The organism is Stenotrophomonas sp. Bg11-02 (assembly GCF_002836635.1).
Taxonomy (GTDB): Bacteria; Pseudomonadota; Gammaproteobacteria; order Xanthomonadales; family Xanthomonadaceae; genus Stenotrophomonas; species Stenotrophomonas lacuserhaii.
In genome coordinates this window covers 86,358-105,884 of record NZ_PJAY01000051.1, presented here as the reverse complement: position 1 = coordinate 105,884, position 19,527 = coordinate 86,358, and the positions used below count along the sequence as shown (strand labels likewise).

General features: G+C 66.1%; 21 protein-coding genes and 1 tRNA gene. 12 read left to right on the top strand and 10 right to left on the bottom strand.

Annotated features, from left to right (window positions below; genetic code table 11):
- The first annotated feature begins 1,181 nt into the window (after positions 1–1,181).
- Positions 1,182–1,454, top strand: a complete 273-nt coding sequence (locus CXG43_RS05995) for a DNA cytosine methyltransferase (RefSeq protein WP_232767640.1) — start codon at positions 1,182–1,184, stop codon at positions 1,452–1,454.
- Positions 1,451–1,879 carry a hypothetical protein gene (locus CXG43_RS05990; RefSeq protein ID WP_101099124.1) on the top strand — a complete coding sequence of 143 codons (429 nt, stop codon included), beginning with the start codon at positions 1,451–1,453 and terminating at the stop codon, positions 1,877–1,879. Before CXG43_RS05995 ends, CXG43_RS05990 begins: the two co-directional genes overlap by 4 nt.
- Before the next feature lie 49 nt (positions 1,880–1,928).
- Here CXG43_RS05990 and CXG43_RS05985 read toward each other — a convergent pair whose 3' ends face one another.
- Positions 1,929–2,450, bottom strand: a complete 522-nt coding sequence (locus tag CXG43_RS05985; protein ID WP_157825174.1) for a hypothetical protein — start codon at positions 2,448–2,450, stop codon at positions 1,929–1,931.
- A 415-nt stretch (positions 2,451–2,865) separates the two neighbouring features.
- Here CXG43_RS05985 and CXG43_RS19060 point away from each other — a divergent pair, with 415 nt between their 5' ends.
- Genes CXG43_RS19060 through CXG43_RS05970 form a run of 3 tightly spaced genes read left to right on the top strand, consistent with a single transcriptional unit; the run spans position 2,866 to position 3,603 of the window.
- Positions 2,866–3,123, top strand: coding sequence for a hypothetical protein (locus tag CXG43_RS19060; RefSeq protein ID WP_157825175.1), 258 nt, complete (start codon positions 2,866–2,868; stop codon positions 3,121–3,123).
- A complete protein-coding gene (locus tag CXG43_RS05975; protein ID WP_101099121.1) occupies positions 3,116–3,364 on the top strand; it encodes a hypothetical protein in 249 nt (82 codons plus the stop codon). The genes CXG43_RS19060 and CXG43_RS05975 overlap by 8 nt, the downstream gene beginning before the upstream one ends.
- A complete protein-coding gene (locus CXG43_RS05970) occupies positions 3,361–3,603 on the top strand; it encodes an AlpA family phage regulatory protein (RefSeq protein WP_101099120.1) in 243 nt (80 codons plus the stop codon). Before CXG43_RS05975 ends, CXG43_RS05970 begins: the two co-directional genes overlap by 4 nt.
- A 36-nt stretch (positions 3,604–3,639) precedes the next feature.
- On the opposite strand, the gene CXG43_RS05965 is transcribed toward CXG43_RS05970, so the two are convergent.
- Both CXG43_RS05965 and CXG43_RS05960 read right to left on the bottom strand, forming a co-directional pair.
- Positions 3,640–3,729, bottom strand: a tRNA-Ser gene (locus CXG43_RS05965).
- Positions 3,730–3,879: 150 nt separating this feature from the next.
- Positions 3,880–4,887 carry a LysR substrate-binding domain-containing protein gene (locus tag CXG43_RS05960; protein WP_101099119.1) on the bottom strand — a complete coding sequence of 336 codons (1,008 nt, stop codon included), beginning with the start codon at positions 4,885–4,887 and terminating at the stop codon, positions 3,880–3,882.
- Between the two features lie 108 nt (positions 4,888–4,995).
- Here CXG43_RS05960 and CXG43_RS05955 point away from each other — a divergent pair, with 108 nt between their 5' ends.
- Positions 4,996–5,574, top strand: a complete 579-nt coding sequence (locus CXG43_RS05955; RefSeq protein WP_042612552.1) for an NAD(P)H-dependent oxidoreductase — start codon at positions 4,996–4,998, stop codon at positions 5,572–5,574.
- 354 nt (positions 5,575–5,928) lie between these two features.
- Here the strand turns inward: CXG43_RS05955 and serS are convergent, their stop codons facing one another.
- The gene (gene serS / locus CXG43_RS05950; protein WP_101099118.1) at positions 5,929–7,209 is read right to left on the bottom strand and encodes a serine--tRNA ligase; all 1,281 of its coding nucleotides are present in this window, start codon (positions 7,207–7,209) and stop codon (positions 5,929–5,931) included.
- 115 nt (positions 7,210–7,324) lie between these two features.
- Here serS and CXG43_RS05945 point away from each other — a divergent pair, with 115 nt between their 5' ends.
- Complete coding sequence (locus CXG43_RS05945) at positions 7,325–7,969, top strand: energy transducer TonB (protein ID WP_101099117.1); 645 nt, start codon at positions 7,325–7,327, stop codon at positions 7,967–7,969.
- 143 nt (positions 7,970–8,112) lie between these two features.
- Positions 8,113–8,682 carry an energy transducer TonB gene (locus tag CXG43_RS05940; protein WP_101099116.1) on the top strand — a complete coding sequence of 190 codons (570 nt, stop codon included), beginning with the start codon at positions 8,113–8,115 and terminating at the stop codon, positions 8,680–8,682.
- Positions 8,683–8,986: 304 nt separating this feature from the next.
- Here CXG43_RS05940 and aroA read toward each other — a convergent pair whose 3' ends face one another.
- The 4 genes from aroA to CXG43_RS05920 form a co-directional block, all read right to left on the bottom strand.
- Complete coding sequence (gene aroA / locus CXG43_RS05935; protein WP_101099115.1) at positions 8,987–10,300, bottom strand: 3-phosphoshikimate 1-carboxyvinyltransferase; 1,314 nt, start codon at positions 10,298–10,300, stop codon at positions 8,987–8,989.
- Positions 10,301–10,379: 79 nt separating this feature from the next.
- Positions 10,380–11,576 (bottom strand): prephenate dehydratase, encoded by a 1,197-nt coding sequence (gene pheA, locus CXG43_RS05930; RefSeq protein ID WP_101099114.1) that lies wholly within the window; start codon positions 11,574–11,576, stop codon positions 10,380–10,382.
- Between the two features lie 62 nt (positions 11,577–11,638).
- Positions 11,639–12,724, bottom strand: coding sequence for a 3-phosphoserine/phosphohydroxythreonine transaminase (gene serC / locus CXG43_RS05925; protein ID WP_101099113.1), 1,086 nt, complete (start codon positions 12,722–12,724; stop codon positions 11,639–11,641).
- A 257-nt stretch (positions 12,725–12,981) separates the two neighbouring features.
- Positions 12,982–13,782, bottom strand: coding sequence for an FHA domain-containing protein (locus tag CXG43_RS05920; RefSeq protein WP_101099112.1), 801 nt, complete (start codon positions 13,780–13,782; stop codon positions 12,982–12,984).
- Between the two features lie 114 nt (positions 13,783–13,896).
- Here CXG43_RS05920 and CXG43_RS05915 point away from each other — a divergent pair, with 114 nt between their 5' ends.
- The 3 genes from CXG43_RS05915 (at position 13,897) to CXG43_RS05905 (ending at position 16,011) form a co-directional block, all read left to right on the top strand.
- Positions 13,897–14,172 (top strand): polyhydroxyalkanoic acid system family protein, encoded by a 276-nt coding sequence (locus tag CXG43_RS05915; protein ID WP_042612543.1) that lies wholly within the window; start codon positions 13,897–13,899, stop codon positions 14,170–14,172.
- Positions 14,173–14,278: 106 nt separating this feature from the next.
- Complete coding sequence (locus CXG43_RS05910; RefSeq protein WP_101099111.1) at positions 14,279–14,779, top strand: phasin family protein; 501 nt, start codon at positions 14,279–14,281, stop codon at positions 14,777–14,779.
- Positions 14,780–15,015: 236 nt separating this feature from the next.
- Positions 15,016–16,011: a restriction endonuclease gene (locus CXG43_RS05905; RefSeq protein WP_101099110.1), complete on the top strand. Its 996-nt coding sequence runs from the start codon at positions 15,016–15,018 to the stop codon at positions 16,009–16,011.
- Between the two features lie 108 nt (positions 16,012–16,119).
- Here the strand turns inward: CXG43_RS05905 and hutC are convergent, their stop codons facing one another.
- A complete protein-coding gene (gene hutC / locus CXG43_RS05900; RefSeq protein ID WP_101099109.1) occupies positions 16,120–16,851 on the bottom strand; it encodes a histidine utilization repressor in 732 nt (243 codons plus the stop codon).
- Positions 16,852–16,875: 24 nt separating this feature from the next.
- Positions 16,876–18,246: a formimidoylglutamate deiminase gene (locus tag CXG43_RS05895; protein WP_101099108.1), complete on the bottom strand. Its 1,371-nt coding sequence runs from the start codon at positions 18,244–18,246 to the stop codon at positions 16,876–16,878.
- Positions 18,247–18,313: 67 nt separating this feature from the next.
- Between CXG43_RS05895 and hutI the strand changes: the two genes are divergently transcribed.
- The gene (hutI, locus tag CXG43_RS05890) at positions 18,314–19,519 is read left to right on the top strand and encodes an imidazolonepropionase (RefSeq protein WP_101099107.1); all 1,206 of its coding nucleotides are present in this window, start codon (positions 18,314–18,316) and stop codon (positions 19,517–19,519) included.
- The last annotated feature ends 8 nt before the right edge of the window (positions 19,520–19,527 follow it).

Here is a 19,527-nt window from a genome sequence, read left to right as displayed (position 1 = left end):
CGCCCATATCTTCCTTGCTATGCTGGTTGAATCAAGTAGCGCCAGCGTGCCATCGACCAGTGACAACCAGATCAGCGGCGACGGTCTAGCTTGAACCATGACAGCTCACCGGTGAGCTCAGACAGTGCCTCTTCCTCATCGACGCCTGCACCAAAACGATCAACCTCTCTAGTCGGAAGTTCTTCAGCGTCGAACCATAGGAGTGAGGTCGTGGTGTCCGAGCCCGCGAAATGGCGACTGATCTCCGTCAACTGCAGCCCTATCTCCCAGTTGTCGAACCAGATGTCCTGAGCGACATCGTCCGACTCTGCCCCGCTCTTCCCCGCTGCTCGAAGCCGATGGGCTACCGAACCTGACGGGATGGTCGATCTGGGCGAAACCCACGCTCCAACCTGCCTCAACAACGTCGATCGTGCGGCGTATCTGATTCCTCCGCGCTCCATCGTCACAAATGCGCAGGGTCGCTCACTGAGGCTCGCGTAGCGAGACGCTGCGGCTGGGAATGACGTGCCAAAGTGCTCAGTCATCTCTTGAACAACTTCAATCGATGGCTCTCCTTCGGGGACGCGCGGAAGCCAGAGCTGATATGGCATCAAGAGTTCGGATGGCCGGAAGAGTCTACGAGTAGAGCTCGTTACGGCGCTTGGCCCGGGCTTGGTCCTCCAATCCATCGAGTGAACCACCCCATAAAGCCTCGTCATGCTCGACGCGCAATGCCCGGCAGTTGAAGCTCAAGAAGTAATCGGCAACCGTGGACTATTCGCCAGTCGATGAAAGCCAATGCGATTCAACGGACGTGATAAAGACGATCTGCGCGCACGATCTTCAAAGTGCGCCTCTGGCCTTCCGCCTGGCTCTCCATATTGAAGCTCAAATAAGCGGCATTGATGCACGACCTGCTTCAAAGTGCGGCATCCTTGCCTCACCGGCAACTGTTCGGAATCTCGCGCCGGTAGAAAGCGCTCAGCGCTGGCGATGGATGGCTGACCCTAACCGCCATTTCCTAAAACTCAAGATCCGCATTGCCCCCGTCGATCGCCTTCAACGTGTTGCTTCAGGACGTGCACTCAATGCTGACCGCGCAGCGCGACAGTGTAGTGTGGGCCTGTGCCAGAGGCCGCCAGACGCTCCTATAGCGCGGCACGGCTTCGGCAACGGCGTTTCCGCAACTGGTCCGCAGGATGGCCCGCCAGCATACAGGCGTAGCAGCCCTCATCGTCATCCTGTTGGCGATGCGGCCTCGCGACCGCCTGCGCATGCTCAAGCCGCACGAGCTGTTCCGCGCGCAGGGCTTCCCGCAGGGCTACATCATCGATCGAACCGCTAACGGGACCCCCCTGAAAACCACTGCCGCCGTGCGCATGGTCGGCAACAGCGTCAGCCCGCCGCCGCTGCGCGCACTCGCCGAGGCCAACCTGGACCCGGCCGAAGCCGAACTGAGGATCGCCGCATGAACCAGCAGAACACCATGGTGGCCACGGCCGCCGCCAACCTGGTGCAAGGCATCGCCACCAAGCTCTATGGTGAGGCCGGCGCAGGCACCACCGACCTGATCGCACTGGACAACCTGGTCAAGCGCCAGTCGTCAGAGCTGGCGCCGAGCAACCCTCTGTTGGCAGTGGCACGCCGAAACATCCGGCAGTTCCTGGCCAAGGCGTCTTTCGCGAGCGAGATGGACCGATTTTCGGCAGGCCAGTGCCTGGACGTTATGGAAGCGGCCATCGACGCCCCGCCCGCGCAGGGCATCGACTTGGAGCAGCTGCGCGCCCTGGCCGAGCAGTGGAAGCAACTGGAATACCCGTTCTCGTATGAGGGGCAGCAGTCACAGCGCGCGGCTGACGCGTGCCGAGCGGACTTGCTGGCCCTGGTCGACGGCTAGGCGGTGGGCAATGGCTAACCAACTTTGGCAGGGGCCTGATAGTGCACGTCTACCTGACCCTCTTGAATATCGACATACGGTTCATTGCATCGGTGCAGGCAAGCGCTGCGTGGCCGATCACTTCGCAAGCACTTCCCAAGCTGCGATCCCAAGTTTTGAAGTATCTCGCGCGAAGGTCCGCGTCCATCTTTCCGAAATCCTCTTCCAAGAATGGAACGAGCAAAGTCAGATCACGCGCGAAGTGGATCGCTCGCGAAACGTCTGCAGCAAGGACGGAGTTTACGTCGGGGAACTTACTGAGATCGAGTTCTGCGTCGCAGAGCGGGCGTATCTCCTCCCTGAGCCTACTTGCCGCCTCAGCAAGTTCTACCTCCATGGCCGAACTAAAGTAGCTGTTAGATCCACCATCTTGAGTGCTACGGGAAACAACCTTCTTTTTAAACTCGGCCAAACCATTTTTTGCCTTATGCAGAGGGTTGATGTAGACAGCGGCGAATATCGAGCTTACCCGCTTACTCACGAAATAACGTCTAATTGCGGGGCCCAACAAGGCTGTCAGCAAACCCAACATAGTTCCTATACTCGACCACGCGTCCCAGTCAATCGCGCATGTCTGGCTGAGGCGCCAGCACTGACTTACCCCGTCCCACATACTCATTCCGTGTCACCCCTTTTGACTGGCCAACATTCTGCCATGGGTACGCAGTAATGGCGGGCATGGTTCACAACGCGATCGTCGCCGCCTCAGTGAAGTGGCTCCGCCGCAATGGCTGCGCTGCGATCTTGGCGGATCCATTCCGCGCGAGCTGCCGCGAGCAGCCCGATGCCATCGGCTGGCGCGATGGCGTCTCCCTCGCTGTGGAGGTGAAGGCCAGCCGTTCCGACTTTCTGGCCGATGCGAAGAAGCCGCATCGCATCGAGCTGTCCAGGCGGTCGGCGACTGGCGATTCTATGCCGCCCCGACCGGCGTTATCCGGCCCGAAGACTTGCCTGAGGGCTGGGGGCTTCTGGAATGGGATGGCAAATCCTTGAAGCCTGCTCATGGCGTGCCGAAGGGCAACTGCAACTGGCACAGCCACCCCTTCGCGGGCACAACGAACAAACGCGCCGAAACACAGCTACTGGTCTCGGCGATACGCCAGCCCAACTTCATTCCACGGCGGGGAACAACCCTGCGCCCCGGCATTCACTTCGAAGCGTGGGCGAAGCATTTGAGCATCGATGGGGAGATGGCCAATGGCTGAACTGCTGAAGGAAGAAGCACCCGCCCACCGGGACGTGGGCCACGAGCTGGCCCGTCGCTCCGGAGTGGATCTGACGCGCGCACGGAAGGGCATCGTGCGGCTGTGGGAAGCGCGCGGCTTGGCGCTGATCGCCCTAGTGCGCGGTGACAAAGAAGAGGTGGCCAGGATCATGGCGCATGCAAGAGGCCGCACTGGCAAAACGAAACCGCCCGCGATGGACGCGGCAAAGGAGCACTTATGAGCGGCAAGAAGACCGCGGCCGATCTGGCCGCCGACCTCCAGGACATCGAGGTCGTGATGATCCGCACCTCATTGAGTCGAGCGTCGATCTACCGGCGAATGGCACAGGGCAGCTTCCCCAAGCAGCGGAAGCTGGGCGCACGCACGGTGTGGGCGAAATCGGATATCGACCGCTTCTGCGCCGAGGTGATCGGTGACGGAAGTATGGGAGACTGTATGGGACAGGATTTGGCAGCGTAGTATTCCACTGCCTTTTCAGTCACTTACAAAAGGTATTGGCGGAGAGAGTGGGATTCGAACCCACGGAAGGTTTGACCCTTCGCCGGTTTTCAAGACCGGTGCCTTAAACCGCTCGGCCATCTCTCCGATGTGCTGCAGTCCCGGAGGCTGTCCGGGGAGGCGTATTCTCGCATGCGTCGGGGGCGTTTGCCCATGGTCCGGCGCGTGCCAGTCGGCTGGGCGGTGATGGCTTTACGCCGAGCGTGGCTCGGCGCTACCACGGGTCACCCTGACGGGTCAGCCGGCGTCTACGGCCAGCGCGCCCAGGGCTGTCGCCTTGATCTTCTCCTTGGCCCGCTCGCAGGCGCCACCGCAATCCAGGCGCGAGGCCTCCAGTTGCGGCGGCAGGTGCTCGGCCAGGAAGTCGATGAACACGCGCACCGCCGGCAGCAGGCCGCGGCGCGAGGCAAACACGGCATGGCAGATGCCCTGTGGCAGCGACCAGTCCGGCAGCACCACTTCCAGTTCGCCCTTGCGTACGGCATCGGCGCAGACGGTTTCCGGCAGCATGGTGATGCCGAAACCGTCCTTGACCATGCTCTGCAGCAGCGGGAAATCAAAGCCGGCCACGCGCGGCTGCAGGTCCACGCGGCGTACCGCGCCTTCCGGGCCGTGCAGTTCCCAGCGCTGGCGGGCTTCGTCTTCGCTGATGCTCAGGGTGACATGGTTGGTCAGTTCGTCCGGGTCCTTGGGGCGGCCGGCGCGGTCCAGGTATTTCGGGCTGGCCACCAGCAGTTCCTGCACCTGGCCGAAGCTGCGCATCACCAGGCTGCCATCGTCATCCAGCCGCGAACGCACGCGCAGGGCGACGTCGTAGCCTTCGTTGATGATGTCCACGCGGCGGTTGCTGATGTTCAACTGCAGCCGCACCTTGGGGTACTGCTCCAGGAACTTGGGCAGCAGTTTGGGCAGCTGCATCTGCGCCAGCGATACCGGCACGCTGGCACGCACCAGGCCGCGCGGCTCGGCGCTCAGGCGGTCTACCACTTCGCGCGCGGCTTGGGCTTCGGCCAGCATGGTCTGCGCGTGTCGGTGTACGCTGGTTCCCACGTCGGTAACTGCGAAACGGCGCGTGGAGCGCTGCAGCAGGCGGACGCCCAGATCGGTCTCCAGCTGGCTGATGCGGCGGCTCAGGCGGGACTTGGGGATGCCCAGCGCGCGTTCGGCTGCGGCAAAACCGCCGTGGTCCACGACCATGGCGAAGTAGTAGAGATCGTTGAGGTCTTGCATGCTGCAGTTCCATATCTAGAACAATACGTGGCATTCAACCATCTTTATCCCAGATTGGCAACAACCTATCGTTTGCTCCGTCGGCAGCACGGCTGCCCACCCCACAAACCTCAGGTGACTACCATGAAGCTTCTTCACATCGACGCCAGCGCGCTCGGCGACAACTCGGTCTCCCGCCAGCTGTCGGCGGCCGTGGTCGCCCGTTTCAAGGATTCGGTCGAATCCCTCGACGTGTCTTATCGTGATCTGGATGCCAATCCGATCCCCCACCTGCGCGGCAGTTCGCTGGCCGGCGCGGACGCGGCCGAGGTCGCGGACGCTGAAAACGTCATGGCGCAGTTCCTGGCGGCGGATGTCGTGGTCATCGGTGCGCCGATGTACAACTTCAGCATTCCGTCCACGCTGAAGGCCTGGATCGATCGCGTGGCCGTGGCTGGCAAGACCTTCAAGTACACCGAAGCGGGCCCGGTGGGCCTGGCCGGTGGCAAGCGGGTGATCATCGCCAGCAGCCGCGGCGGCATCTATGTCGATTCGCCGGCGGACTTCCAGGAGCCCTACCTGCGCCAGATGTTCGCTTTCATGGGCATCACCGAGGTGGAATTCGTGCGTGCCGAGGGCATCGCGTATTCGCCGAAGCACCGCGAAGAAGCGATTGCGGCCGCGCTGGCGAGCCTGCCGGAAGCGGAGTTCGCTGAGGCCTGAGTAAAGCGTTCAAGACGGTTGCTGGCGGGCTCGTCGTCGGCCGGTAGCCGTGGGCTGGAAGATCCCCTCCCCCGTTCCAGCCCGACCCGGCGGCCCTGCTTTTGCGGGGCCGTTTTTTTGGTGCGCGCGATGGGATGGGTATTGCCGAGCCATGCTCGGCGAGCGACGCGGCAGGCGCGCAAGCGTGACGACTGACAGTCGTCACCCACCAAGGCGGGAGCTGACCGCCAGCGGCGGTCACTACCGGAGCGGGAGCTGACCGCCAGCGGCCGTCACTACCAACGCGGGAGCTGACCGCCAGCGGCCGTCACTACCAGAGCGGGAGCTGACGGCCGGCGGCGGTCACTACCGCTCTCAGCCGATGGTTTCCATGCCGCCCATGTACGGGCGCAGGACGTCCGGGACGGTGATGCTGCCGTCTTCGTTCTGGTAGTTCTCCATCACCGCGATCATCGCGCGGCCCACCGCTACGCCGGAGCCGTTGAGGGTGTGCAGCAGCTCGGGCTTGCCGGTGGTGGGGTTGCGCCAGCGGGCCTGCATGCGGCGGGCCTGGAAGTCACCGGTGTTGGAACAAGAGCTGATCTCGCGGTAGGTTTCCTGCGAGGGCAGCCACACTTCCAGGTCGTAGGTCTTCACTGCGGAGAACCCCATGTCGCCCGTGCACAGCAGCACCTTGCGGTACGGCAGGCCCAGCTTTTCCAGCACCACTTCGGCGCAGCGGGTCATGCGCTGGTGTTCGGCATCGCTGTCTTCCGGGCGGCAGGCGGTGACCAGCTCCACTTTTTCGAACTGGTGCTGGCGGATCATGCCGCGCACGTCGCGGCCGCCGCTGCCGGCTTCGGAACGGAAGCACAGCGAGTGGGCGGTCATGCGCAGCGGCAGGCGCTCGGCGTCGACGATTTCATCGCGCACGATGTTGGTCAGCGAGATTTCCGAGGTCGAAATCAGGTAACGCTTCTGCTCACCCAGGTGGGTGATGAACATGTCCTCTTCGAACTTCGGCAGCTGCCCGGTGCCATACAGGCTGTCGGCGTTGACGATCACCGGCACGTTGGTTTCCTGGTACTCGTGCTCGCCGCTGTGCAGGTCGAGCATGAACTGGGCCAGGGCGCGGTGCAGGCGCGCGATCGGGCCGCGCAGCACGGTGAAGCGCGAACCGGACAGCTTGGCCGCGGTTTCGCCGTCCAACCACTTGTTGCGGGCGCCCAGCTCAACGTGGTCCAGCACCTTGAAATCGAACTGGCGCGGGGTGCCCCAGCGCGATTGTTCCACGTTTTCACTTTCGTCAGCGCCGGCCGGCACGTCGTCGGCGGGCAGGTTCGGGATCATCATCGCGACCGCGTCGATCTTCTCGCGCAGTTCGTCCAGGGTGACTTCCGATGCCTTCAGTTCGTCGGCGAACGCAGCCACTTCGGCCATGATCGCAGCCACGTCCTCGCCCTTGGCCTTGGCCTGGCCGATGGCCTTGGAGCGGCTGTTGCGCAGGCTCTGCAGTTCCTGGGTGCGCACCTGGATGCGCTTGCGGTCTGCTTCCAGCGACTCCAGCGCGGACACGTCCAGCTCGAAACCGCGACTGGTGCGCAGGCGTTCGGCAAGGTCGGCGGGCTGGTTGCGGAGCAGGGCTGGATCGAGCATGGCGGCGGTCGGTGGTTGTGGTTCAGGAACCGGATTATCGCCTGTTATGCGGATTTCTGCCGGACGGTTCATCGCGGCTGTGCCAGAATCGCCCGGTCCCGTATTGGTTTGCGTCATGCCTGCTACCCGCACCTCATCCGGCAAGTCCATCACCCTGCAGATTCCCCGCAACGCCTTGAAGATCGCCGGCATCGCGTTCGCGGTGGGGCTGCTGCTCTTCGTGGTGGTGTGGTTGAGCAGCCGCGACAAGGGCTTCTTCCAGGCCGAACCGGCCGCCAAGACGCCGCAGGAAGTGGCCGAGGTCGAGCCGCTGCCCGAGCCACTGGCCGCCGCGGCCGGCTCCAGCGACATGCCCGACGCGCGCCCTGCCCCGGCGCCGGAAGAAACCCCGACCTTGGTGGAAACCACGCCGGCACCCGCGCCGATGGCCGAAGGCATGCCGGCCCCGGGTACCGCACCGACCACCGCCGGTCCGGTGGCCAACGACCGCCCGATGCCGATCGCCGGTCAGTCGCCGCCGCCGAGCTACCCGCCTGCCGCACTGCGCCGTGGCGAGTCCGGTTCGGTGGTGCTGCGCGTGGAAGTGGATGCCACCGGCCGCCCGTATGGGGTGGCGCTGGTGCAGCGGAGCGGGTCGCGAGACCTGGACCGTGCGGCCACCGAGGCCGTGCGCCGCTGGAAGTTCACCCCGGCGATGAGCAATGGCCAGGCCGTGCCGGGCACCATCGAGGTGCCGTTCGATTTCACCCCTGGTCGTTGATCACGCACGCGCTGCATCGCTGAACGGTCCCCGCACCCGAACCTGAACTCCGTGCACTGCATTGACGTGACGCTTACACCCGCGCCTGCGTTAGCGGCAAGACTCTGGGCGTCGTCGGAAACGACAAGTGCAGGAGATCAAACATGAGTGCGACCCATGCTCCGGAAATGCCGGCCTCGCCGCGTCACCAGACCGATGCCGACCTTGCCCACGAACGCCGCCGCCCGTCCCCGTTATTGTGGATGGCGCTGATCGTGGCGATGTTCGCCGCCGCGCTGGTGTGGCTGCGTACGTCCAACACTGAAGTCGCCCCGGCGCCGATTGGCGAGCGGATGCTGCCGGCCACCGGCACACCAGTGGCCAATGCGCCGGCCACCACGCCGCGCGCTGCACCGGCCCCGACCCAGCAGCGTGCAGCCCCGGCCGTGCGTAACCGCGAGGCGCGTCCGCTGACCAGCAATGCCAAGCCGTCGTATCCGCCGAGCGCGCTGCGCAATGGCGTGCAGGGCAGCGTGGTGGCCAGCCTGAAAGTGGCCCCGAGTGGCAGCGTGACGGAGGCGAGCATCGTTTCGCGTACCGGTCAGCGCGACCGCGAGCTGGATCGTGCGGTGCTGACGACCGTGCGTGATTGGAAGTTCGAGCCGGCGATGCAGAATGGCCGTGCGATTGCCAGCGTGGTCAACGTACCGGTGGATTTCCGTACCGGGCGTTGAGTGCTGTGAAGATGTGAGATGAAAATGCCGGCCCGTCTGGGCCGGCATTTTTTGTGCGCGTAAGCAGAACCGGCACCTGGTAGCGCCGAGCCATGCTCGGCGAGCGCAGCGGCAGCAGAGCAACAGCGTGACGACCAACGGTCGTCACCCACCAGGGCGGAAACAGGACGAGCAGCGGCCGTCACCCACCAGGGCGGAAACAGGACGAGCAGCGGCCGTCACCCACCAGGGCGGAAACAGGACCACCACCGGTCGTCACCCACCAGGGCAAGGGCAGGACGGCCAGCGGCCGTCACTACCTGGTCTATGCGGCGGTCAGGCCGAAGCCTGCGCCACCGGCGAGGCTGTCAAAGCCGGGGAACGAGGTCGCTACGTTCGCCACGTCGTTGATCCGCACTTCGCCATCGGTCAGCTGGCCGGCAATGGCAAAGGCCATCGCGATGCGGTGGTCGCCGTGGCTTTCAATCGTGCCGCTGCCCAGTACCGCGCCGCCGTGGATGGTGGCGCCGTCTTCGGTTTCGTCCACCTGCACGCCCAGCGTGCGCAGCCCGGTAGCCATCGCGGCCAGGCGATCGGATTCCTTTACCCGCAGTTCGGCCGCACCGGTCACTACGGTCTGGCCTTCGGCCGCAGCGGCCGCCACGAACAACGCCGGGAACTCATCGATCATGTCCGGCACCAGCGCTTCGGGAATCCGTGCGCCCTTCAACGGGGCATGACGCACCACCAGGTCGGCCACCGGCTCACCGCCCTGCTCGGCCGGATTCTCTTCGGTGATGTCCGCGCCCATCAGGCGCAGTGCGTGCAGCAGGCCGGTGCGTCGCGGGTTCAGGCCGACCTGCTGCAGGCGCAGTTCGGAACCAGGAATGATGCTGGCCGCCACCAGGAAGAACGCGGCCGAGGAGAAGTCCGCCGGCACCACGATATCGGTGGCACGCAGGCGCTGGCCGCCGCGCAGGCGGGCCTTGCCGGGCGAGTATTCGATTTCCACGCCGAAGGCAGCGAGCATGCGTTCGGTGTAGTCACGGGTGGGATGTGGTTCGACCACGGAGGTCTCGCCATCGGCGTACAACCCGGCCAGCAGCACCGCGGATTTGACCTGCGCGCTGGCCACCGGCGAGGCGAACGCGATGCCCTTCAGTGGCTGGCCACCGTGCACGTGCAGCGGCGGGGTGCCGTCGGCCTGGGTATCGATGCGTGCGCCCATCTGGGCCAACGGGCCAGTGACCCGGCGCATCGGGCGGCGTGACAGCGATTCATCGCCGATCAGCACGCTGTCGAACGCCTGCCCGGCCAGCACACCGGCAATCAGGCGCATGCCGGTACCGGCGTTGCCGCAGTCCAGTTCACCCTGCGGGGCCTGCAGGCCATCGATGCCCACGCCGTGCACCACGCGCCGCGACGGCGACGGGGTTTCCATGCGCGCGCCCATCTGGCTGAAGATGCGCGCGGTGGCACGGGTGTCTTCGCCTTCCAGGAAGCCATCGATGGTGGAGGTGCCATCGGCCAGCGCGGCGAACATCACCGCGCGATGGGAAACCGATTTGTCGCCCGGGATGACCAGGCTGCCCTGCAGGGGCCGGCCCTTGCGGGCGATCCAGTGTTGCGCGTTGCTCATCGTCTGTTGCTTCCGTCAGCGCCGCAGTGCGGCGAGGGATCTGGGCGCGGGGACGCGTTGGCACCCCCGCGGAACTCACTCAGGGCACACCTACCGGATAGGAGCCGAGCACCTTGATCTGTGCCGCATGCCCTTCCAGTTCGGCCAGCGCGGCCTGCATCGGCGCGTCGTCGATGTGGCCGGACAGGTCGATGAAGAAGCCGTACTCCCACTTGCCGTGGTGCGAGGGCCGCGATTCGATGCGGTTCATGCTGATGCCGTGGCGGGCGAACGGGCTGAGCACATCGAACAGCGCGCCGGGCTTGTCATGGATCAGCACCAGCACCGAAGTGCGGTCGTGTCCGGAACTGGGGAACAGGCTGCGGCCGATCACCAGGAAGCGCGTGGTGTTGTCGGCATCGTTCTGGATCGGCTTGGTGACCACCTTTTTCAGGTTGTACACGTGGCCGGCGTTCTCACCGCCGATCGCCGCCGCGTCGTCGGCATTGCGGGCACGCCGCGCGCCTTCGGCATTGCTGGACACCGGGATCTTTTCGGCATTGGGCAGGTTGGCGCGCAGCCAGGCGGAGGTCTGCATGAACGACTGCGGATGCGCGTAGATGCGCTCGATGTCTTCCAGGTGGCCGCTGCGCGACATGATGTACTGCTGCACGCGCAGTTCGGCTTCGCCGCAGATCTTCAGGTTGGAGGTCAGGAACATGTCCAGGGTGATCTGGATGGTGCCTTGCCCCGAGTTCTCCACCGGCACCACGCCGAAATCGGCGTTGCCCGCTTCAACTTCCTGGAACACTTCTTCGATGCTGGCCATCGGCAGGCCCAGTGCCGAACGACCGAAATGCTTGAGCACGGCCTGCTGGCTGAAGGTGCCTTCCGGGCCGAGGTAACCGATCTTCAGCGGCTCCTGCTGGGCCAGGCAGGCGGACATGATTTCGCGGTAGACATGTACCAGCAGTTCATCGCTGAGCGGGCCTTCGTTACGGTCCACCACCATGCGCAGCACCTGCGCTTCGCGTTCGGGACGGTAGTAGTCCACGGCCGCAGCCAGCTTGCCCTTGGCCTTGCCGACCTGGTGGGCGAAGCGCGCGCGCTCGGCGATCAGCGACTGGATGTCACGGTCGATCTGGTCGATCTTGCCGCGCACATCGGCCAATACCGGCGGTGCGCTGGTGGCGGTTTCCAGCTTGGCCGGCTTGCTGGCCTTGGCCTTCGGCTTGGCGGTCTTCGGCGTTGCAGCCAGGGCCTTGGGGCTGGCCGGCTTGGCAGGTTTGCGTGCCATCGGTGTTCCTAGGTGCAGGGCGCGCGGTCAACGCGCGCCGGGGGTAGACACAGTGAAGCGACTCAACCGTGACGCTGCTGGAAATCAGCCATGAAGGCAACGAGCGCCTCGGCACCCGCTACCGGAATGGCGTTGTACAGCGAGGCACGGATGCCGCCGACCGCCTTGTGGCCCTTCAGCGCCAGCAGCCCGGCGGCCTTGGCATCGGCGACGAATCGCGCGTCCAGCTCGGTGCTGGGCAGGAAGAACGGGATGTTCATCCGCGAGCGCGCCGAGACGGCCACTTCGTTGCGGTAGAAGCCGCCGGAGGCGTCGATGGCGGCATACACCAGCGCAGCCTTGGCGGCGTTGCGGCGGGCGAATTCCACCACCCCGCCTTCGGCCAGCATCCACTTGAACACCAGCCCGGCCAGGTACCAGTTCCAGGTGGGCGGGGTGTTGAGCATGGAGTCGCGGGCAGCGTGCGAGGCGTAGTTGAAGATGTCCGCACGCGGCTGGCCGGTGCGTTCGAGCAGGTCGCGGCGGATGATCACCACAGCGATGCCGACCGGGCCGAGGTTCTTCTGCGCACCGGCGTAGATGACGCCGAAACGGCTGATATCCAGCGGCTCGCTGGCGATGGACGAGCTGAAATCGGCCACCAGCGGGACATCCCCGGTATCGGGAATGTCACGGAACTCCACGCCATGGATGGTTTCATTGGCGGTGATGTGCACATAGGCGGCATCCGGCGACAGCTGCCAGTCGGCGCGCGCGGGGATGTCACGGAAGGCGTTGGCCTCGCTGCTGGCGGCGATGTGCGCGCTGACGTACGGCGAGGCCTGCTTGACCGCGGTCTTTCCCCAGTGGCCGGTGAGCACGTAATCGGTGCGCTGGCCGGGGCTGGCGAAGTTCATCGGAATCAGCGCCTGCTGGGTGGTGGCACCACCAGGCAGGAACAGCACCGCGTAGTCGTCGGGCACACTGAGCAACTGGCGCAGGTCGGCCTCGGCTGCAGCCGCGACGGCCATGAATTCCGGGCCGCGATGGCTCATTTCCACGATGGAGGCCCCGGCGCCATGCCAGTCCAGCATCTCTTCCTGCGCCTGGCGCAGGACCACTTCCGGCAACGCTGCAGGGCCGGCACTGAAGTTGTACGCGCGGGTCATGTCACACCTGTGGGGCAAGACCCCTAGTATGCCGCAGCGCATCAGGCTTTAGACCGCGCCGTTCAAGGGAAATTTGGTTGCATTGGTATCCATCGGAGCCCGATCTGGTAGCGTCGAGCCGTGCTCGGCGAGCGCAGTGGTGAGGGAGCAACAGCGTGACGACCAACGGTCGTCACCCACCAAGGCAGGATCTGACGGCCAGCGGCCGTCACTACCGAGGCAGGATCTGACGGCCAGCGGCCGTCACTATCGGCAGGTCAGCGGGCGCCGAACCACAGCAGCAGGCTCAACACGCCGGCGAGCAGCAATGCGCTGACCAGCAGCCAGGGCCAGCGGCGCACGCGGCGCGGGGCCTGCGGTTCGGCCGCTTCGTCGAGGTCGTTGAAGACGAATTCTTCGGTCGGCAGCGGGCGCTGGCGCGGGTCGTCAGGCAGTTCCAGCACGAAGCGGTGCTGGCCGTCGAACACCACCTGATCGCCGCCCTGCAGCCAGCAGTGGCGCACTGCCACGCCGTTGACCCGGCTGCCTTCGCCGGTGCCCAGGTCGCGCAGCAGGATCCGCTCGCCATGGCTTTCGATGCGCGCGTGCTGTTCAGCGAAGGCCGGCTCGTCGATTTCGATGTCCGCTTCGCTGCTGCGACCTACCAGCAAGGGTCCGTGCAGCGGATAGCCGCGGCCGTGGTGTGGCCCGCCCACGCCGCGCAGCAGGCGCGGTTCGTCGGACTGCACCGCCGCCTGTGGCGAGGGCGGCAGCATCGGCGTATCCACTTCGCCCTGGATCAGCAGTTCCACGCCTTCCACGTACACCGCATCACCGGCGCGCAGCAGCGCCATGCGCTTCACCGGGCGTCCGTTGACATGCACGCCGCGCACGCCGGCGGCCACCTGCAGCCACAGGCCGCGCTGGTCCAGGCTGAGCTGGGCCAGCAGCAGGCTGCCCTGGCTGGCTTCGACCAGGCGGATGCTGCCGTTGGCCTGGCGCACGATCTTCTGCACGCCCGGCACCAGCGGCTGGTCGGGTTGCGAGGGTTGGCTGTAGTGCACGAGCAGTTTAGGCATGCGGCGCAGACTAGCAGTTGGCTGGCAATCGCAGAAGAACCCTCGCTTGGCGTTTGCGCGCCTGATGCGCACAATGCTCGCCCTGTCATCGCTCCACCCCGCAAAGGAACCCGCATGTCCAGCATCGATATCGTCCACGCCCATGCCCTGGCCGCACCGGCCGCGCGCCAGGCGATCGAGGAAGTGGCCGCCAAACTGGCCGATCGTTTCGGCCTGCAGTCCACCTGGCGCGGCGACGTGCTGGATTTCTCCGGCAGCGGCGTGGACGGTGCCATCGAACTGCAGCCCACTGCGGTGCGCGTGACCGCCAAGCTCGGCTTCCTGCTGTCGGCGATGAAGGGCATGGTGGAAAGCGAGATCCAGCGCGTGCTGAAGGAAAAGCTCGGCTGATCCAACCGTCGGCTGAACTGCCGGCCGGCGCTGTTGCCGGCCATCACGCCGCCCCCGCATTTGCAGCGCTAGTCTGGCCCCTGCATCCGCCCATGCAGGAGACCCCATGAACCAGTATGACGAGCACGACCCCCGCAACGACGGCCAGGACAAGGCGTCCTTCCAGGACCAGGCCGAGCGCGTTTCGCGCAAGCTCAGCGACTCGGCGCAGCAGGTGTGGCTGGCCGGCCTGGGTGCGCTGGGCCGCGCGCAGGCCGAAGGCAGCCGCTTCTTCGATGGCCTGGTGAAGGAAGGCGAAGCCTTCGAGAACCGCCGCCGTGAGAAGAGCACCGAAGACGGCCCGGGCTGGCGCGACAATGTGGAAGAACAGCTGGGCCAGGCGCGTGAAAAGGCCTCCGGCACCTGGGACAAGGTCGAAAAAGCCTTTGAAGAACGCGTGCACGGGGTCTTGAAGCGCCTGCACGTGCCCAATGCCGAGGATGTGTCCACGCTCAATGCCCGCATTGATGCGCTGACCACGCGGTTGAATCGGCTGGAAAGCCGGCAGGCCAGCGCGGCAAGCGGGGAACCGACCCCGGGCAGCCACCAGTCGCCCACCGGCAGCTGATCCTGCCGGAACACTGTGTTACCCGTCGCTTTGTTGCAATGCAGCAGGCGGTGGGTGACACTGGATCCAACCCGTCATTACCCCGTTTGTCCCTCCCCTCACGGATTCGGTAATGGCGGGTTTTTCGTGCCTGCGATTTGAGATGCAGCGCCCAGTTGTAGGGGGCGCCCTGACGCGATCAGCGCTACGCCCCAGTACACTGTCCGCCCCTTCCTGCGTTGTGCGTTGCTGCCTGCATGTTCTCCTGGATACTGGCCCTGCTGTTGGCCGTCACCTGTTTCGTCCTCGCCACCGGCTACTTGTGGCTGGTCAAACGGCGTCGCAAGGAAATGCAGCTGGGCCTGCAGGCCCTGGCCGGCATGCATTGGCGCAACTTCTCCGAACTGGTCAAGCGCGCCCTGCACGAACGGCGCGGGCTGACCGAGATGAGCCGGCACGAGGATGACACCCGTGAGCCGCGCAGCGACTTCCTGATGGCCGATGCCAGCGGCCACTTCCTGGTGACCTGCAAGCATGGGCTGGCGTACCGCATCGGCACCGCGGCGATCAACGAACTGGGCGCGGCGGCGCGGCTGGCGGGTGCCCGCGGCGGCATCCTGATCACCGAAGGCCTGGTGGACGGCGATGGCCAGGCCATTGCGGAGAAGCAGGCCGTGGAAGTCCTGGATGGCCGCCGGCTGTGGCCGCTGCTGTCACCCTACCTGCCCGGTGACATCGAATCGGGCGTCAAGAATGCCGCCCGCCATGAGGCGATCCGGCGCATCGTGATTGCGGCATTTGCCTCCAGCACACTGGGCCTGCTGGTGGGCATGGGCTACCAGACCGTACACGTAGCCACGCCAGACCCGGCGCCCGCCCCGGCCGTCACCAGGGCCGCGCCTGCAGCGCCTGCCATTGCCGCTACCGTGCCTGCCGTTGCCGCCGCCGATCCGGCGCTGCGCGCAACGCAGGCGACCGTGGCCGGTCCGGACCTCAACCCGGATACCGAAACACTGGATCGCTACCAGCAGGAAATCTCCCGCGCGCTGAGCAAGCTGCCTGGCGTGCACAGCGGCATCTGGCAGACCCGGCAGACACTGGCGGTGAACCGCACCGGCGAACTGGACCAGGTATGGCCGATGATCTGCGACCAGGTGACCCGCTACCCCGCGCTGAGCAACGTGCGCATCCAGCTCAACGCCCGCCCCGGCGTGGACGAACCCGTCCGCTGGCGCCAGTGCAGCACCCTCTAACCCGGTAGTGACGGATGGCGTGGGTGACGACCGTGGGCCGTCACGCTTCTACTCCAGGCAACAGCGTGACGACCAACGGTCGTCACCCACCGAAGCCAAGCCAACCCATCAGCGATTATTCCCAGGCGCGAACCGCGCCACCAGATCCCACGCATCGCCCAGGAATATCTGCCGTACCCGGGTGATTGCCTGGTCCCCACGCCACGTATGCCGCTCGATCACCAGGCACGCCGTGCCGGCTTTGACATCCAGCAGCCTGGCACTGGCCGCATCCGCCCCCCACGCACTGATGCGGTGCTGGGCACGCGTCCACGACACGTTCTGCAGCAGCCAGCTGCCGGGCGCGGTGACTTCGAAATCCACCTCCAGCACCTCCGGCACGCCGGCCGGGCTGATCAGCCGGTGTTCCAGCGCCAGCGGACGGTCATCGGCCAGGTGCAGGCAATCCATCGCCAGCAGCCTCGCCTCACCGGCCAGCTCCCGTTCGCCGGCATCGCCATCGCGCGCGGTGCGCAACTGACGGCGCAGCAGCCGGTACGCGTACTGGTGGCCCATCGCGGTGACCTGCATGGCGATGTCCGGTATCGCCAGCGCCACCTGCTCCAGGTGCGGTGACTGCCGCGCCACGAACGAACCGGCACGCCGCCGGCGTTCGATCATCCCGCTTTCAGCCAGTGCGGTCAGCACCTTGTTCACGGTCATCCGCGAGCAGCCGTACTGCTCCATCAGCTCGTGTTCGTACGGGATGCGGAATCCCGGCGCCCATTCGCCACTGAGGATGCGGCCTTCCAGTTCGCTGCGGATGCGCTGGTTGAGCGTGGCGGACTTGCTGGCCTTCACTGTGGTCTCGATCTGGAAAGAGGATCAGCCCAGCACGCTGCGCAGGGCCTGGGCGAAACGGGCGGTGATGACGTCGCGCTGCAGGTGGCGGCCGTCTGCGACGCACTGGCGGCCGCGGCGCCAAACCGAACGCAGCGCGCCATTACGTGCGGCGAACACCCAGCTGTCAAGCAAGGCATCACCATCGCGGGCGATCATCGCCGGGTGGTCGGCGTCCAGTTCCAGCAGGTCGGCACTGGCGCCGGGCTGCAATCCGGCGGCGACGCCCAACGCCTGCGCGCCGCCTTGCTGCGCACCATCGAACAGGTAACGGCCGCTGCTGCGCTGCGCATCCGGGGCGATGACATTGCGCCCGCGCAGGCTCAGGCGCTGGCCGTATTCCAGCAGGCGCAGCTCTTCGGCCGCATCGATAAGGACGTTGGAATCCGAACCGACGCCGAAGCGGCCACCCTCGCGGGCGAAGGCCTGCATCGGGAACAGGCCATCGCCCAGATTCGCTTCGGTGACCGGGCACAGGCCGGCCACGGCCCGGCTGGCGACGATGCGCGCACGCTCGTCATCGTCGATATGGGTGGCGTGCACCAGGCACCAGCGCGCGTCCACCGCCACGTTTTCATACAGCCAGCGCACCGGGCGCAGGCCGCTCCAGGCAACGCAGGCATCCACCTCGCGCAGCTGTTCGGCGATGTGGATGTGCACCGGTCCATCGTTCAGTGGCAGCAGCGCGGACAGCTCCTCGCCGGTCACCGCGCGCAGGCTGTGCGGGGCGATGCCGAGCACCGCATCGGGCAGCGGCCGCAGGGCCGTGCGTGCACCGTCCAGCAGCTGCGCGAAACCGTCCACGTCGTGGATCAGCCGGCGCTGGGCCGGGTTGGGCGCCGCGCCGCCGAAATCGGCATGCGCGTAGAACACCGGCAACAGAGTCAGGCCGATACCGGTCTGCGCGGCGGCGGCGACGATGCGCGCGGACATTTCGGCGCGATCGGCATACGGCTGGCCGTCGGCATCGTGGTGCAGGTAGTGGAACTCACCGACGCGGGTGAAGCCGGATTCGAGCATTTCCATGTAGGCCTGGGCGGCGATCGCTTCGACCGCATCGGGCACCAGCTTGGCCAGGAAGCGGTACATCAGCTCGCGCCAGCTCCAGAAACTATCGCCGTCCCCCCCGCCGATTTCGGTCAGCCCGGCCATGCCGCGCTGGAAGGCGTGACTGTGCAGGTTGGGCACGCCCGGCACCAGGATCCGCACGCGCTGGTCGCCTGCCTGGGCCGCAACACCGGTGCGCACCTCCCCGATGCAGCCATCCACCACGGTCAGCCGGACATCGCGCTCCCAGCCCTGCGGCAGCAATGCGCGGTCAGCGTGGAAGGCAGGGGGAGACAACGAATCCGTCATGGCTGGACAACCGGAAAGGGACGCCTATATTGTATAGACATATAAGCTCATCCGTGTAGCGCCGCCCATGCATTGCGACACCCTCTGGACCAACGTACACCTGATGACCCTGCAGGGCGACGGCCTGGGCGTGATCGCCGATGCCGAACTTGCCTGCCTGGATGGCCGCATCGTGCATGTCGGCGCGGCCGGCAGTGGCGCGCACCTGCAGCCGGCCACGCGCATCGACGGCGAAGGCCGCTGGATCTCGCCCGGCCTGATCGACTGCCACACCCACCTGGTTTACGCCGGCAACCGGGCCAACGAATTCGAGCAGCGCCTGCAGGGTGTCAGCTATGCCGACATCGCCCGCGCCGGCGGTGGCATCGTCTCCACCGTGCGCGCTACCCGCGCGGCCAGCCACGAAGAACTGGCACGCCAGAGCCGCCCTCGCCTGCTGGCGATGCGCGCCGAAGGCATCACCACGCTGGAGATCAAATCCGGTTACGGGCTGACCCTGGACGATGAGCGCAAGCAGCTGCGGGTCGCACGCCAGCTGGGCGTGGACTGCAGCGTGCACGTGGTGCCGACCTTCCTGGGGGCGCATGCGGTGCCACCGGGGCGGGACGCCCAGGAGTACATCGATGAAGTCTGCAACCTGATGATTCCCGCCATCGCCGCCGAAGGGCTGGCCGAGGCGGTCGATATCTTCTGCGAGAACATCGCGTTTTCCACCGCGCAGGCGGCGCAGGTCTTCGACGCTGCACGCGCGCACGGGCTGGCGGTGAAGATCCACGCCGAACAGCTGAGCAACCAGCACGGCGCTGAACTGGCCGCGCGCCACGGGGCGCTGTCGGCCGACCATATCGAGCACCTGGACGCGGCGGGCATCGCGGCGATGGCGGCCGCCAGCACGGTCGCCGTACTGCTGCCGGGCGCGTTCTACTTCACCCGTGACACCACGCTGCCGCCGATCGCGGCGCTGCGTGCGGCCGGCGTGCCGCTGGCGCTGGCCACCGACAGCAACCCTGGCACCTCGCCGCTGACCAGTCCGCTGCTGGCGATGAACATGGGCGCCACGCTGTTCCGGCTGACCGTGGACGAATGCATTGCCGGCTTCACCCGCAACGCCGCGCGCGCGCTCGGTCGCGCCGGCCGCATCGGCCAGCTGGCGGTGGGCATGGACGCCGACCTGGCGATCTGGGATATCGACGCCCCGGCCGACCTGGTCTACCGCATCGGCTTCAACCCGCTGCACGCGCGCGTGGTGCGCGGGCAGCTCGATCCCCTCTGACGGAGCAC

Bases quoted from the DNA above. Each gene is read 5' to 3' on its own strand.
- CXG43_RS05995 (WP_232767640.1), top strand. From the start codon at position 1,182: ATGGCCCGCCAGCATACAGGCGTAGCAGCCCTCATCGTCATCCTGTTG.
- CXG43_RS05990 (WP_101099124.1), top strand. From the start codon at position 1,451: ATGAACCAGCAGAACACCATGGTGGCCACGGCCGCCGCCAACCTGGTG.
- CXG43_RS05985 (WP_157825174.1), bottom strand. From the start codon at position 2,450: ATGTTGGGTTTGCTGACAGCCTTGTTGGGCCCCGCAATTAGACGTTAT.
- CXG43_RS05975 (WP_101099121.1), top strand. From the start codon at position 3,116: ATGGCTGAACTGCTGAAGGAAGAAGCACCCGCCCACCGGGACGTGGGC.
- CXG43_RS05970 (WP_101099120.1), top strand. From the start codon at position 3,361: ATGAGCGGCAAGAAGACCGCGGCCGATCTGGCCGCCGACCTCCAGGAC.
- CXG43_RS05955 (WP_042612552.1), top strand. From the start codon at position 4,996: ATGAAGCTTCTTCACATCGACGCCAGCGCGCTCGGCGACAACTCGGTC.
- serS (WP_101099118.1), bottom strand. From the start codon at position 7,209: ATGCTCGATCCAGCCCTGCTCCGCAACCAGCCCGCCGACCTTGCCGAA.
- CXG43_RS05945 (WP_101099117.1), top strand. From the start codon at position 7,325: ATGCCTGCTACCCGCACCTCATCCGGCAAGTCCATCACCCTGCAGATT.
- CXG43_RS05940 (WP_101099116.1), top strand. From the start codon at position 8,113: ATGAGTGCGACCCATGCTCCGGAAATGCCGGCCTCGCCGCGTCACCAG.
- aroA (WP_101099115.1), bottom strand. From the start codon at position 10,300: ATGAGCAACGCGCAACACTGGATCGCCCGCAAGGGCCGGCCCCTGCAG.
- pheA (WP_101099114.1), bottom strand. From the start codon at position 11,576: ATGGCACGCAAACCTGCCAAGCCGGCCAGCCCCAAGGCCCTGGCTGCA.
- serC (WP_101099113.1), bottom strand. From the start codon at position 12,724: ATGACCCGCGCGTACAACTTCAGTGCCGGCCCTGCAGCGTTGCCGGAA.
- CXG43_RS05920 (WP_101099112.1), bottom strand. From the start codon at position 13,782: ATGCCTAAACTGCTCGTGCACTACAGCCAACCCTCGCAACCCGACCAG.
- CXG43_RS05915 (WP_042612543.1), top strand. From the start codon at position 13,897: ATGTCCAGCATCGATATCGTCCACGCCCATGCCCTGGCCGCACCGGCC.
- CXG43_RS05910 (WP_101099111.1), top strand. From the start codon at position 14,279: ATGAACCAGTATGACGAGCACGACCCCCGCAACGACGGCCAGGACAAG.
- CXG43_RS05905 (WP_101099110.1), top strand. From the start codon at position 15,016: ATGTTCTCCTGGATACTGGCCCTGCTGTTGGCCGTCACCTGTTTCGTC.
- CXG43_RS05895 (WP_101099108.1), bottom strand. From the start codon at position 18,246: ATGACGGATTCGTTGTCTCCCCCTGCCTTCCACGCTGACCGCGCATTG.
- hutI (WP_101099107.1), top strand. From the start codon at position 18,314: ATGCATTGCGACACCCTCTGGACCAACGTACACCTGATGACCCTGCAG.